Below are 14,869 nucleotides of genomic sequence, written 5' to 3'. Positions count from 1 at the left end.
TAATTAAGGCTGCTTCAACCTATATGGTTCGCCTTAAAATGTTATAGTTAGTCCACCATCTACCGTCATTACAGAACCGGTAATATAGCTGGCATCCGGGCCTGATAAAAACCATATTACACCAGCTATTTCCTCCGGTTCAGCCGCCCGCTTTAATGGAAGATGATCATTCTTAACATAGTTATCCCTGAACCATTCAGAATCCAGCTCATTTCGCCCGTCTTCCTTTACAGACATGCCTGTATTTACAAAGCCCGGTGCCACAGCATTTACCAATATATTTTGGGGAGCCAGCTCTACTGCTAACGAGCGGGTGAATTGAGTAATAGCCGCTTTCGCCATTCCATAGGAAGAACTACCTTTTGCCACGCGGTTCCAGTGTATGGAAGTAACGTTTACGATACGTCCTCCATTCGACAGGAAGGGAATCAGCAACCTTGTTGCTTTAATAACTCCATACATCATCACCTGTAACAGGCTATCCCATTCATCAAAATCAGACTGAACTACATCAACTGATTTTGAAATACCTATCGAGTTAACGAGGGCATCCAAGGGGAAAAATTCTTTTTTAATATGTGTTTGTAATTGTTCCAGGTCGGCAGGCTTTGTAACATCCAACTGTAAAGCCCTGTGATCTTCACCAGTTAAACCCGCTGCCACATTTTGTGCATTATCGAAATCCGGGGCTGCTACCAGTACGATCCATCCTTCTTTTGCAAAACGTTGTGCAGCTGCCTTACCAATTCCTGAACTTCCTCCTAATACGACTACTTTTTTTCTCATTCCTGTTTAGTTTCCTGATCAATAAGTGGCACGTCCACCCGATAGGTCAAAGATAAAGCCTGTATTGAAACTAGACTCTGTTGATACAACCCAGGCCGCCATGGCAGCAACCTCTTCAACAGTCCCCAACCTGCCCATCGGTATCTTGCTTACCATATAATCCAGTTGTTCTGCAGCTGTATTGGCATTCATAGCAGTTTTGATCACACCCGGCGCCAGTCCATTTATAGTGATACCTGTTTTAGCATACTCCTTACCTACTCCCTTTACCAGTCCCATCACACCCGACTTGGAGGAAGCATACCCGCACATAAACGGATTTCCTTCTTTGCCCCCAATGGACGACATCAAAAGAATCCTCCCATAGTTATTCTTTTCCATAGCCAAAATACTGTATTTCGTCATCAGAAAAGAGCCTTTGAGATTGACATCATATACTTTATCATAGTCACTCAGCTCATAAGCGGTTATCCTGGTATTGCTGGGTCCTACTATTCCCGCGCAGTTAACCATTATATCAATTTTACCGAAGAACTGCTCCACTTCGTTGACGGCATCTCTTACAGCCTGTTCTTTACTAATGTCGATCGAAATACCTTTTACTATATAATTAAGGTTGGTAAACTCTTTTACCGTTTCGTTTAAAAGATCTTCATTAAGATCTAAAAGCGCAATCTTGCACCCTTCGTTGGCCAATCTTAATCCTACTGCTTTTCCTATACCTTCTGCGCCGCCCGTCACTATTGCCACCTGATTTTCAAATCTTCTCATGATTCCGTTTTTATTATTTTTCAGTGTTTTTTATACTAAACCTGTTTGCAGGCAATCCTTTAAAGCCACTATTCACGGCCACAAAAAGACAGCCTTCGTCACTCCTTATCGAATCGTTGCCGGAACTCATTTCGGTCCGGGCTGTTGTTATATAAAGATCTTCATGGGCCGCCCCCCCGAATACACAGGAGGTTACATTAGCAACCGGAAGTTGAATAGAAGATAATTTGGTCCCCGTTGATGGATCCCAGCGCGCCACCTGGAAACCACCCCAGTGTGCAATCCATAACATGCCTTCTGTATCAATGGTCATTCCATCGGGAAAACCCTCCTCCTCAGCTATTTCAATTACCGTTCGTTTATTGCTGATACTGCCGTTATTCAAATCATAGTCATAAGCTACCACCCCGAAGGTCGGCGTATCTATATAGTACATCGTCCTGTAGTCATCACTCCAGGCTATACCGTTGGAGATGGTAACATCCTGAATTTGTAAAGAACATACACCATCTGCCACGCAGTATACATTGCCGGCCCGTGGCTCATCTGACAGCGATTTGGTTCCAAACCAAAATCTTCCCTTCGCGTCACATTTACCATCGTTAGAGCGATTGGTTACCAGGCGGCGCTCAGGGCCTGCTATTACAGACTGTACCGCCCCTGTCAACCGGTCTATCCTTACCACCTCATCTTTCAATGCCGCCAGGAAATCACCATTATCGCACAGCGCTATACAGCCCACAGCCTGCTCCATTAAAAAGGTATGCTGCCTTCCTGATGCAGTATTGAATTCATGTATAGCCTGCCCTGTTATGTCTACCCAGCAAATAGCGGATCTTTCGGCATCCCAAACGGGAGATTCACCGAGCTTACAATTGAGGTCAATTACTTTTTGAATCGTCATTGCTACTTAGATCGTTGGTTACTTTTAGATCTTCCTGAGTTTCATGGCAAACCCACCACCAGGCATCAGTTTTATTTTTAGCTTCTCTCCATTTTTTATATTCCTGATTTCCCGGTTATAATCATTACCGTTTCTATCTGCATTGATGCCATCCGTAAACAATACCATTTCATAACTACCGGTTGGCAAAAAAGAAAGATCGATTTCCATGTCCCGCTCATTCCAGTTGGTCATACCCGCTACCCACCAGTCCTGGCCTTTTCTCCGGGCCAGCGCCAGGTGTTCTCTCAGCTTGCCATTTATTGTTATGGTTACATCCCAGCTTACCGGAACGGTTTTAATAAAATCAAAGCTCTGAGGTTCTTTACTATATTCAGAAGGATTATCGCTGATCATTTGCAGCGGTGCCTTATATACCACGTACATGGCTAATTGCCTGCAACGGGTACCATGACTCATAGGCTGGCTGCCGATGACCCTGAAATTACCTTTGGCGGCATTGCGCATAGCCCCGGGGGTATAATCCATGGGACCCGCAAGCATCCTGATAAATGGAATCGTAACATCATTATCGACCATTTCAGTGGTTGCAGAGAATTTTGAAGTTTCCAGGCCCATCACCCCTTCGAAATTTAATACATTAGGAAAAGTGCGTTGTATACCGGTTGGCTTATAAATTCCATGAAAATCCAGGATCATCTTATATTTAGCAGCTGTAGCGGAGGAACGATAAACAAAGTCTACCATCTCCTGGTCATCGCGGTTCAGATAGTCTACCTTAAATCCTTTTACACCTATTTCGCTATAATGTTTGAAGGCAGCTTCCATATCCCTGTCCAAAGGCCAATAACCCGCCCACAAAAGAATGCCAATATTTTTGGTTCGTCCATACTCAACGATCTCTTTAATATTCATCCCGGGCACCACAGCAAAAAGATCTACTTTCTTCCGGTCAGACCATCCTTCATCCACTACCACGTACTTCATGTTATTTGCTGCAGCAAAGTCGATATAGTATTTATAGGTTTCCGTATTAACGCCTGTCTTAAAATTCACGTGCGTCATATTCCGGTCGTGCCACCAGTCCCACATGGCCAGGCCCGGTTCAATCCAGGAAAGATCTTTGATCCTCGACGGTTCGGCAAGCTTATATACCAATTCAGAAGCCAGCATATCCTGGTCCCTTGTAGTGACAACAAAAACTCTCCACGGAAAATTTCTCCTGCCTGTCACTTTTGCTATATAGTCAAACCGCTTATCTACCAGCATCTGGATATTCCTTCCTCCTCCCTGGTGTTTAACATCGGGGTAAGCTGCAAAATAGGAAGTGAGCATGCTACTGCCTTCTTCACGGTTTAAATACAAACCGGGATAAGATTCGAGATCAGACTCGGTAATAGTCACTTTCTTTCCTTTACCTGCATCTATCACCAGGGGAAGAACGATCAGCCTACGGCTATCGATTTTAGAAAGAGGTATCACCTCATAAAAATTTTCAAAGGCGGTTTCCAGCTGTTTATCTTTAGGAGCAGGCTTATCCTTGGAGCCTGAAGTATAATTGGTGAATGTTTGAAAATCACCCAGAAAGTTCAGCCCCACTTCCTCGCCCGTGACATTGAATCCGGCCTCCCGCCTGTTAACAAACCTGTAGGCGGCTCCCTCATTATACAACCTGAAAACCAAACCCCAGTTGCCTTTGAAATCAATAGCTACCTCTTTATAATGGTTCTGTAACTTATCCGAAGTACCGAAATGATAAGGAATAGTGTCGTTTCTTTCGCTTTTGCTTATCTTCTTTACAATCGGGTTTACCCCCCATACTTCTCCTCCGACGAGCGTCATCGAAAGCCGGCCATTATCGATCAACGGATCTCCTGCATGATGTATGGAATAAGATATTTGTTTCCCTACCGCAAGTAGCAGTTTCAATTTCCCATCGGGAGATTCTATGTTGATCTGCCGCTGACCATTAGCAACCGTTACCATGATCAGTATTCCCGGTAACACCCAACCCAGCTTTTTCATTGTTCTTATCATTTTAGTCCGATTCTTAATTATCCCCAATAGATCTTTAATAATTTTTGTTTACAAATCTGGTCCCATCAGCTTGATGCCTCCCGCTCTGAAGGCCTGCTGGCCGCTGGTAAAGTTGATAAGTATACCAATAGATACCTTTGTGCTTTGCTGCAGGGTAAAAGTTGTTTTCACATTAAACCTGTCTACACCGGTAACAAAGCTTACGCTGGAAAGTGCCGAAGAAAGATTGGATACGTCAGGTAATGTGCTGCCCAGAGCCGCCACCACATACCGCTCCTGCGTACCACGGTTTACAGCAGAAGAAGTTCCATCGGTGGTCCATATAACATCATATTCACCAGCCGGCAATGTAAACGTTTGATAAATTTTACCATTGTTGATCGCGGGATCTGTATCACCCCATTTTTGCACACCAAGGGCACGTCCGCCGTTAATATTGTCGTAGCCGCCGTAGATCTTATTACCCGCAGCTCCCTGGTTTAATACAGCGCTGTTGATAGTCCAGTCTTTTAAAGTTCCGAAACGGGCGCCATCATATAATTCAGCTACGAAAGGTGCTGCGTAGTTTTTGAAGTATCTGCCGGTGAGATCGATTTTGGCAGGCGGTACGTAAGGCACCACTTCTTTTTTTGTAAATGTGGTACGAAAAGTGTCCAACGCATTGGAATCGGGCAGGAACAGGGTTCTGTAAAAGTAATTCGTACCCGATTTATAATCCTGGAAGAAGGTCGTATCTATATTCTTTTTTTCAAAGCGGTAAACAGTATCGCCTTTCAGGTTTACATATTTTATTTCGGTACCCAACGCACCAAGATTATCATCTGCAATACCCCAGGCCAGGAATACTTCTCCGCTGCTTTTTTGCTGGGCTGCCAATACCGGTCTGTCTAATAATCTCGACCGGTATCTTGAGCCATAAGTAGTACCAAACACTTCCAGCGGTACCGAATTGTGACCGTCTTTATCGTAAGTTACGATAGTAAATGAATAGCTGTTTTCAGGGAGGTTATTGATCATGCAGCGAATGGTATCAGCACCCGCGCTTACGGGAACTTCTATTGAATCAGCGCCTACGTTCCAGCTTATTTTTGCTTTTACAATACTGGGATCCGGCCCTTTAGGCCAACTGATCCTTATGCGGTTATCCCCACCGTTCAATATTACTTTTGCCGGCCGGCCGGGATAAATGATACCTCCCTTTTCTAAATATTGTTCGTAGGTGCTATCCATCTTTGTACAACCCATTAAAAAGAAGAATAAGCCCGTCAATGCTGTTAATAATATTCTCATATTCATGTTAAACAGTTTAATTTACTTCACCCCAGAATGAAATTTCGGAAGTTTGTACCCCGCCACCGGGCGCCCAGGTCTCTAATGTCTTGAAACGTATATACCGTACCGGAAACGTATTCACCGGCTCAAAGTCAAAATCTTCTCCATTTACCACCGCATACTCTACATCTTCTGCAGTGGTAGAACCAAATGGCAGGCCCGAAGGTTTAACTGATGTGAACGAGCCCATCAGTCTCCAGTTATTCCATCCGCCATCAGGGTCGGGATTGTTGCTTCCATAAATTTCAAAAGATTTGATCATGGGCGCGATGTAAGGGTAAGCCCTGCGCTGGTATACCTTCATCCTGCTGAACGTAGCAGTAAGACCCATGTCCAGCGTAAACCATTGGGGCACTGCATAAGTAGCCGAAACGATCCATACGTTTTCGGAGTTATTGGTAATACCATCCCATATTTTTTCAATGTTATAGTTAAAGGTATTCTGCCAGGTATCCGAGGGAAGCTTTACCAGCTTGAAATTGGTTTTTGATATAAACGTTTCCGGTAAAGGCGTTATATTTTTAATCAATGTATCTGACCGGTTGCCCCACCTGTCCCTGATAAAAAGACCGATCCTTTTTTCCTTATTAGCCATGCCTCTTGCCGAAAAAGCAGCTTTAGGGCTACTGGTGAAGAAAGTAGTAACCGGCGCCCAGGTGTCTTTACCGGTTGAATCGGACATTACAACAATTGCCAGGTTTTCCCTGCTGGGATTTTCAAAGGCCACTTTTACACCGCCAAATGTTGCTGATAGATCTATGGTAGCAAAAACCGACAATACCGGGGGCGTTAGCGGTCTTACGCTGACCACTAAGGGATCTGATTCTTTTTCGTTGCGCCCAACGCTGATCAGCTTTACGCTATGATCCAGCATCTGCCCAAAACCTTCTACCCGAATGGTATCATAATACCTGGAAGCTTTTGCTTCCTGCACAATACCCGGCCTCACTTCATATACAGCTTTTACGTAAGACAGATTCGCATCATCCGGTAGTTTATACTTTATAATGCCACCACCCGGTGTAGGCTGCACTACTACATCAAATACCTTTGCAGGTGCCGGCTTAGACATGTCCAGGTGATCCAGGCGATCTGTTTTAGCACAGGAAGCGATCAGCACAACAGACATTGTCAATAAGGTTATTAATATATCATTTCTACTTTTCATATTACCTAGTTATACGATTCACAGATTTGTTTACCAGCCGGTGTTCTGCACCAGATTCCTGTTCACTAATATATATTCATCTTTTATGGGCCAGAAATAATCCCTGGTGCCAAAGCGCTGATCAAAGATCACTTTAGGACGATAATAAGCTGAAGGCACTTTCTGCTTCAGGTCCCAGCCAACAATGGGTTGATTAAGAAGAGACGCAGCATCTTTCCACCGCCTCAGATCCCAGAACCTTTGTCCTTCAAAAGCCAGTTCAATCAATCGTTCCTGTTTAATAATGCTTCTCAAACCTTCTTTTGTCTGTGGTTTACCCGGCTGATTGGAATAAGTTGCCCAGGACGTTACTACACCATTCAACCCGGCTCTTTCTCTTACAAGATCTATGTAACGGAAGGCCGTTTCACCCGGACCGTTTACCTCATTTGAGGCTTCGGCATACAGGAGGTATACATCAGCCAGCCGCACAATGGGCCAGGGATAATTAGTAACGGAATAAGCAGTGCCGGCACCAATCACATTTTGAAAGTGTACATATTTTTTGATGAAATATCCGGTGATGGTTCCCCTGTCTGCCAGGTTACTACCATTACGCTGGCTGCCCATCGCTTCAAGATAAAACAACTCAGCAGGCTTAGAGTCATCATATTTACCCTGGCCATACCAAACCCCGCCATCGAAACCCAGGTCGGCATAGAAACGTGGCTCCCTGTCAAAATGAAGGCGGGCCGTTAAGTAATTTCTTCTTACATAAAGCTGATCCTGTTCTGTGGCTTCTCTTAAAGCATACCTTGAACTATAGTCCCAGAATTTATCTTCTTCAATAGGTACACCATTGGCACTATAAAATTGTTCTGCAATTTTCATGGGTGGCGACAGCTCCCCTCTCAATGGCCAGTTATCTAAAAACAACGGGTCAACAAATGTAGTTGCCAATACCTGTACACCACTCGAATTAGTTTGTGTATTGGCCCATAAAATTTCGCTGTTCCATTTTTCGCACAACGAATTCCTGATACTCATTTGTGTTGAAATGGTATCCGAAAGATTATTTACACCAACCGTTGGAGCAAACATGTAAAGTTTATACCCGGCTCCCTCGCATACATCTACAGCTTCTTTACAGGCCTCTAATGCCCGCTCCCATTTGGAAGCCTGGTAGACAGTATTAAACAAAGCTGTTCCATTCGGATTTTTCAGATCTACCTGGTCCTGGTTACCATTAAATAAAGGGCTGGCAGCTGTAACCAGCACTTTAGCTTTAATGGAAAGTGCAATAGGAACCGTCACCCTTCCCAGCTCATTCATTGGATCGGTAATGGCCATGGGCAGAAATTCCACGGACTCATCAATCAGTTGGGTGATGTAATTAAAGCAGGAATCTACCGGATCTCTCATCACTTTTACTTCCTCCGGTGTAGCCGAAATAGGCAGATTTTGTTTTACCAGCGGTATGGGCCCATACATTCGCACCAGTATAAAATGATAGTAAGCTTTTAAAAATTTCACTTCGCTTGCCCAGCGTGCTTTCTCCGGGGCTTCCATATCAGGCACTTTGTCAATGTTCTCCAAAAAAATATTACAGTCTCTTAATGCCCGGTACAGCGATTGCCAGTTGTCTCCGTAAGGATTAGTTGAATTCATGAGTCCCCGGGCAATATTGAACATATTCCCTCCATTGGTAATAATACGCCATATTTCATCGCCGCCCTGCATGGCAGGATCAGACCCGAAATCGCCGTTGCGAGGCATATAAGAATAGCAGGTTGCCAGAAACTTCTGCGCCTGTGTTCTTACAGTAAAAGCATTATCCAGGGTAGCGATATTGTCCGGCACTACATCCAGGTATTTTTTACATCCCGAAATCAGGATTAGCAATACAGCTAGTCTGAAAATAGTATTGATACATCTTTTATTTGTCATAACAATTTCCTTTATTGATGCTTCTAAAAATTCACATTAAGTCCGATATTGAATACACGTTGTACCGGGTACCCCAGGCCGTTACCCGCCATTTCTACATCCCAGAGTTTAAACTTGCTGAAAGTGAGCAAATTGCTGCCGTTAACAAATATGCGGAAGTTGGTAGTTTTGATCTTGCTTTGCAGTTTGGTGGGTAATGTGTAGCCCAGCTCTGCCTGCTTTAACCGTAGAAAAGTACCATCGCGCATAAACCAGGTGCTGGTTTGCGTATTATTGTTGATGATGGTGGTGCTTAGCCTTGGCCAAAGTGCATATACATCCTGGTTATCCTCCGACCAGTGACTATTGGCATAAGCGCCCAGCAGCTGCGTCTGATCTACAAATGGATAGGTTTTGTTAACATCTATCCAGAATGACTCATTGGTTAAGCCCTGGAAGAAAGCCGAGCAATCAAAACTTTTATAACCTAAAGAGAAACCAAAACCGTAAACGATTTCCGGCACAACCGGGTTGCCGACAGGAACTATATCAGCTTCGGATATTCTTCCATCCCTGTTTACATCGAGGTATTTTATATCACCACCACGATACTCACCGAAAGGCTGAGCCGGCGAGTTATACGCTTCATAGTCGTCTACAAAGAGTTTCTCTGCAATATAGCCATACCATTGGTTGATAGAGTTACCCACTTTATACCGGTACGGCTCCGTGTATTGAGGCTCCTCGAACTTGCGATATTTATTGGTGGCATAGGTAAAGTTGCCTCTTGCGGTTAACCACCAGCCACCGCTCCAGTTATGCTTATAATCCAGCGATAAATCTACCCCCTGGCTGGATGCTTCTCCAACATTGGCACGTATAGGTGCTGCAAGTCCCATTGTAACGGGCACATAACTTCTGGTCATCAGAATATTGTTCCGGTACTCATAAAAGAAATCAGCCTGGATATTGATTTTATTGAACAAGCCCAGCTCTATAGCATAGTTTTGCTTTGCTGCTGTTTCCCAGGTAATATCTTCATTAGCATAACGACTCAACGAAATGCCGTTTGCGGACCAGGTTTGATCTCTTCCAAAAACGGCCCTGCGGGTAGCATCATTCATATTAACGTTGGAAAGAAAAAAGAAACGGTCCTGGGGTGAGCCAATAGCATCGTTACCTACATAACCATAGGTTGCCCTTAAACGAAGGCTGGATATAACATCCTTTAAGGGTTCAAAGAACTTCTCATTGGAAACAGTCCAGGCCATACCCGCCGACGGGAAGAAGCCAAACCTTTTCGATTTATGAAATCTCTCGGAACCATTATAACCAAAGTTAAATTCCAGGAAATACTTATTATCGTAAGAATAAGTACCGCGGCCCGATACACCCAGGTTCCTGAACGGTAAGGATAACTGCAGATCAGCGGCGTTGGCGTTAAGGTACTCGCGCATCATAAATACCAACAAACCACTTAGACCATGCTTTTCATTAAACGTGCGTTTATAGTTTAACATAGACTGCATGTAGAAGGTAGAATTCACTGTTTTATCGCCGGGCTCATAACTCAGGTATTCGGTAGCTGTAGCGGGATTCAGGTTACTGATTCCATAAGTATCGGTAAACTTATCATAGCCGTTTAGCGTGTAATAAAAAGGATTATAAGATCGCAGCATATCAAAATAGGCATAGCGGTTCGTGTTCATCATTGCTTCGAACGAAAGTCCCTCCGTGAGATAGGAAAAGTCATGCTTCAGTTCGAGCTGCGCCGCCATAGTAGAGGTTGAGTAGTCTCTGAAGCCCCGGGTCATGTCAGCGTAGGGATTCCTGTAATCACCATTTCCAAAATTCCCATACATAATATGCTGAACAAACTGGGTTTGCTCATCCTGCGGAAAATAAGCCGGGAATAAAACGGGGTTTGATCTCACTACCCTTTCATACATGGCCGCGCCTCCGTAAATAGGCCCGGTATAATCATCGAAATTACCGCTCAGGCGTACCACCAGCCCGGTTGTTTTGTTTACTTTAATATTAACATTGGAACGAAGCGAATAACTTTTCAGATCTATATTATTATTAAAATTATTGCGCTGATCAGCTTTTAAAACACCGTTATCTTTATTAAAGGTACCAGAGACGAAATACTGCGCTACACCACCACCACCGCTTATATTCATGTTCATACGCTGGTTCATGGCATAATCTTTAAACATCATCTTACGCCAGTCATTAGCCGGGTACACATAAGGGTTCGTACCCAATTCAGTATTCATTATTTTCTCATCAGAGTATAAAACCGTGTTAGGATTCAATTGACCCAGAGGCGTACGGGTGTATACAGCTTCATTGTATTGCTTCATAAAAGTTACCGGGTCGGCAAGCTCCACATTTTTTGTAGGTGTGGATATAGAATTCTCTGCCCGCAACGACAAAACCGCTTTTCCCTCCCTACCTTGTTTCGTAGTAACCAATATAACGCCATTCGCTCCCCTGGCGCCATATACTGCGGTAGCAGTGGCATCCTTCATGATACTAAAGCTGGCGATATCATCAGGCGTTAAACGCGCCAGCTGCGTTGTGGTTACTTCCATATTATCTATAAGGATCAACGGATCTACCTTGTAGCCAAATGTGGTAACACCCCTGATAAAGAAATCTGCATTATCCTGGCCAGGCTCACCACTCCGTTGGTAGGCGATAATACCGGCTACTCTTCCTGCAAGCGCGGTAGTAAGATTACTCGATGGATTTTTCTTGAACTCTTCCGCATTGATAGAGGTTACAGAACCCACCATATCACTTCGCTTCTGTTTACCAAAACCCACGATCACAACCTCATCCATATTGCTCTGTTCTCGTACCAAAACAATGGACTTGGCGCTATTATCTTTTACGACTACTTCCTGTGTAACAAAACCCACAGCCGAAAATACGAGCACTGCTTTTTCGTCCTTTACGGTGATTGTAAACGCACCGCTACTGTCGGTAACCATACCATTGCTGGTACCCTTTTCCACAATATTCACACCGGCAAGATCATTACCTTCATCGCTCATTACTTTACCCGATACCTGTAGCTGTACCCAAACATGGGTAATTCCCGGGGCCGGTTCGTGTGCGTATAATGAATCAATGCTAAGCGCCATTATGAACAACAGGAATAGTTTTGTCCGTCCGAGGCACATTGATAAAAGAGCCCTACCGGAGCCGGACTGCAGACGTCTTTTCTTCATAAAAATTTACTCTTGGTTATTAATACAATTCACTGGATTGTATTACTGATGACAAAAAATCGCTTTAACAATTAAGGAACAAGTATCGTTATTGGAAAACAAAAATATCTTTTTAAAATACCTGTTTCCTTCACTATTTTGCATAAATTGTATACTTTATTAACAAAAAACGGCAATATATTCACTGCTTGATATACAAAACAAATATTTTTACACGGCGCACCGGTTTTCCTGATAAAATTCATCGATTTGAAACCCCAACTCCATAAATTACCTGTTAACCCAGATGCCAGCTTTATCTATAAAGAGCTCATTATGGACTATTTCCCCATGCAGTGGCATTTTCACAAAGAGTTTGAGCTTGTATTAATAGATAAGAGTACCGGGACAAGATTTATTGGCGATAATGTAAGCCGCTTTGAGGATGGGGATCTCTGCCTGATAGGGCCACAGGTGCCTCACTTTTACAGGAACGATGATATATTCTACCATCAAAAAAATATACCTTCAGCACAGTCTATTTTCATTCATTTTACGGAAGATTTCCTGGGAAGGGATTTTTTGCTGATACCCGAAATGAAGCAGGTAAAAACACTGTTGCAGCGCTGTTGCTATGTTTTGGAGATACAGGGTGCCACTAAAGACCAAATTATCAATAAGCTCTATGCTATGCGGGATGAAACGCCCCCTCAGCGCCTGGTCAGCCTGCTGGAAATTCTTATTGTTCTTTCTGAAAGTAAGGAACTGGAACAGCTTCTTACTTTTGACTTTTCAGCCAGAAGTAATGATAAAACGCAAAAGGTCACACAGGCCATAGAATTTATTTTAAAAAATTTTAAGCAAAAAATATATGTAGACACTATTGCCCAGCAACTGAATATGAGCGTTCCCGCCTTCTCCAGGTATTTTAAAACACATACACGAAAAACTTTTACAGATTATGTGACGGAAGTAAGGATAGCCCACGCCTGCAAGCTGATCACAGAAAATCAATTTTCCATTTCTGAAATAGGGTATAAAAGCGGGTTTGATAACCTGTCCAACTTCTATCGTCATTTCCGGAAGATCCATGGATTAATCCCTAAAGAATACCGCAAGCGTTTTTTAAGTAATAAGATTGAGTGATGGCAGCCTGTAGTTCCTGTAATAAGATGAGTTATATATGGACTTAAAACCTTTCAGGCCTGCCACAAAAAAAAGCAGCGTCTTTGATGATCAAAGACGCTGTGGTTCCCAATAAAGTACTTTTAAACACTACTACCCATAACAGGGCTTAAACCTTGTAGTATTGCTCCCAACCCTTTCGCGGAGGAGGCCCCTCAAGCAGGTAATTGGCAATGCTGTGATTGGTAATTTTCTTTTTATTCCTGTCAAACCTCAGCTGCCCGTTAGTTTGCTGCGCCAATACACCCAGTGAAAAAACCTGGCTAAGCGTGCCCGCTATTTCAAATGGAGAGCGGGTTTCTTCCAATCCCTTGCAGGCCAGTAAAAAGTTCTTGTAATGATTGGAAGTTGATTGAGGTACTTGCGGTAGCTGTGATTGCATGTCTTTTGCTTTCTGCTCCGGAATGATCGACAATGTACTGCCATGTGATGCTCCTTTAAATACCAGGTCTTTTGAATAAATAATCTTACCCGGGTTTAATTTAACAGGCTCCAATGTGCCGGTACTTGGCGGTGGAATATTGGGATCAAGCCCCGATACCCCATAACCCTCCGGTATGGGAGGAAGATTATCTACACCATCGTACCAGGTAATAGTAACGGGAGGCTTCCCGCCTCTTTTAGGAAACTTAAACTCAATGGTGCTCGACATGGGAAAGAAAAAGCTATTGTGGCCCGTTGTCCTTAATGAATTGACTTCTTCCGGCAGTCCCAGGTCGAGGAACTGGTGCGCGGTATCCAGTATATGAGCACCCCAGTCGCCTAATGCGCCCATACCAAAGTCGTACCAGCATCTCCATTGTCCGTTGATAAAATCTTTGTTATAGTGATGTTGTTTACGAACAGCGCTATGCCACAAATCCCAATCTAATGTGGCTGGAGTAGATTCCATTGCCGGGAAGCTTTTGATAGCCGGGTCCCAGGTATGCCAGCGTCGCGGACTGTTCATGTGCGCTGTAATCCTGGTTACATCTTTTATAATGCCGGATTCCACCCATGTTTTGAATTGAAAATAGTTGGCTTCCGAATGTCCCTGGTTGCCCATTTGCGTTACCACCTTATTATATTTCCTGGCAGCTTTCATTAAAAGCTCATTTTCCTGAAACGTACGCGCCAAAGGCTTTTCAACATATACATGTTTCCCCAACATCATGGCGTGCATGGTAATGGGAAAGTGAGAATGATCGGGCACGCCGATGCAAACTGCATCGATCTGGTTACCCATTTGATCGAACATTTTCCTGAAATCCTGGAATCTTTTCGCGGCCGGAAACATGTTCATAATCCTGGTAGTTTGCGGGGCGCCCATATCCACATCACATAATGCAACGATATTGGCCAGCCCTGTCTTATTGAACTCAGCAATAATTTCGCTGGCCCTGTTGCCAATCCCTATGCAGGCGAGATTTACTTTTTCATTAGCCGCTGCTACTAATCCTTTTGATGCCTTCAGGAATGATGGCAAAAGAATTAAACCTGTTGCGCTCAAAGATATTTTTCTTATAAAATCGCGCCGGCTATTGTTGTTTTTTATTGAATCCATTTAAATATTGCATTTACTGA

Annotated in this window: 10 protein-coding genes; 1 reads left to right on the top strand and 9 read right to left on the bottom strand. The window is 43.7% G+C overall.

All coding sequences use genetic code 11. The features are described from left to right. Positions 1 to 33: 33 nt before the first annotated feature. The 8 genes from ACLOAU_RS15090 to ACLOAU_RS15055 are packed head-to-tail and all read right to left on the bottom strand — an operon-like array spanning position 34 to position 12,142. A complete protein-coding gene (locus ACLOAU_RS15090; protein WP_427862726.1) occupies positions 34 to 786 on the bottom strand; it encodes an SDR family NAD(P)-dependent oxidoreductase in 753 nt (250 codons plus the stop codon). Positions 787 to 804: 18 nt separating this feature from the next. Then, a complete protein-coding gene (locus tag ACLOAU_RS15085; protein WP_427862725.1) occupies positions 805 to 1,557 on the bottom strand; it encodes an SDR family NAD(P)-dependent oxidoreductase in 753 nt (250 codons plus the stop codon). Between the two features lie 13 nt (positions 1,558 to 1,570). Further along, positions 1,571 to 2,461 carry an SMP-30/gluconolactonase/LRE family protein gene (locus ACLOAU_RS15080; RefSeq protein WP_427862724.1) on the bottom strand — a complete coding sequence of 297 codons (891 nt, stop codon included), beginning with the start codon at positions 2,459 to 2,461 and terminating at the stop codon, positions 1,571 to 1,573. A gap of 24 nt (positions 2,462 to 2,485) precedes the next feature. After that, a complete protein-coding gene (locus tag ACLOAU_RS15075; RefSeq protein ID WP_427862723.1) occupies positions 2,486 to 4,486 on the bottom strand; it encodes a retaining alpha-galactosidase in 2,001 nt (666 codons plus the stop codon). A 60-nt stretch (positions 4,487 to 4,546) separates the two neighbouring features. After that, the gene (locus tag ACLOAU_RS15070; protein WP_427862722.1) at positions 4,547 to 5,794 is read right to left on the bottom strand and encodes a DUF4998 domain-containing protein; all 1,248 of its coding nucleotides are present in this window, start codon (positions 5,792 to 5,794) and stop codon (positions 4,547 to 4,549) included. Between the two features lie 10 nt (positions 5,795 to 5,804). Next, a complete protein-coding gene (locus tag ACLOAU_RS15065) occupies positions 5,805 to 6,998 on the bottom strand; it encodes a DUF5000 domain-containing lipoprotein (protein ID WP_427862721.1) in 1,194 nt (397 codons plus the stop codon). Between the two features lie 30 nt (positions 6,999 to 7,028). Beyond that, positions 7,029 to 8,924 (bottom strand): RagB/SusD family nutrient uptake outer membrane protein, encoded by a 1,896-nt coding sequence (locus tag ACLOAU_RS15060; protein ID WP_427862720.1) that lies wholly within the window; start codon positions 8,922 to 8,924, stop codon positions 7,029 to 7,031. A gap of 23 nt (positions 8,925 to 8,947) precedes the next feature. Next, the gene (locus tag ACLOAU_RS15055) at positions 8,948 to 12,142 is read right to left on the bottom strand and encodes a SusC/RagA family TonB-linked outer membrane protein (protein WP_427862719.1); all 3,195 of its coding nucleotides are present in this window, start codon (positions 12,140 to 12,142) and stop codon (positions 8,948 to 8,950) included. 249 nt (positions 12,143 to 12,391) lie between these two features. On the opposite strand from ACLOAU_RS15055, the gene ACLOAU_RS15050 reads away from it, so the two are divergent. Then, positions 12,392 to 13,267: a helix-turn-helix domain-containing protein gene (locus ACLOAU_RS15050; protein ID WP_427862718.1), complete on the top strand. Its 876-nt coding sequence runs from the start codon at positions 12,392 to 12,394 to the stop codon at positions 13,265 to 13,267. A 148-nt stretch (positions 13,268 to 13,415) separates the two neighbouring features. On the opposite strand, the gene ACLOAU_RS15045 is transcribed toward ACLOAU_RS15050, so the two are convergent. Then, positions 13,416 to 14,849: a Gfo/Idh/MocA family oxidoreductase gene (locus ACLOAU_RS15045; protein WP_427862717.1), complete on the bottom strand. Its 1,434-nt coding sequence runs from the start codon at positions 14,847 to 14,849 to the stop codon at positions 13,416 to 13,418. Between the last annotated feature and the right edge of the window lie 20 nt (positions 14,850 to 14,869).

Origin of the sequence: Paraniabella aurantiaca, from assembly GCF_050309965.1 — a bacterium.
Lineage (GTDB): Bacteria > Bacteroidota > Bacteroidia > Chitinophagales > Chitinophagaceae > Niabella.
This window is presented reverse-complemented; position numbering and strand designations above follow the sequence as displayed.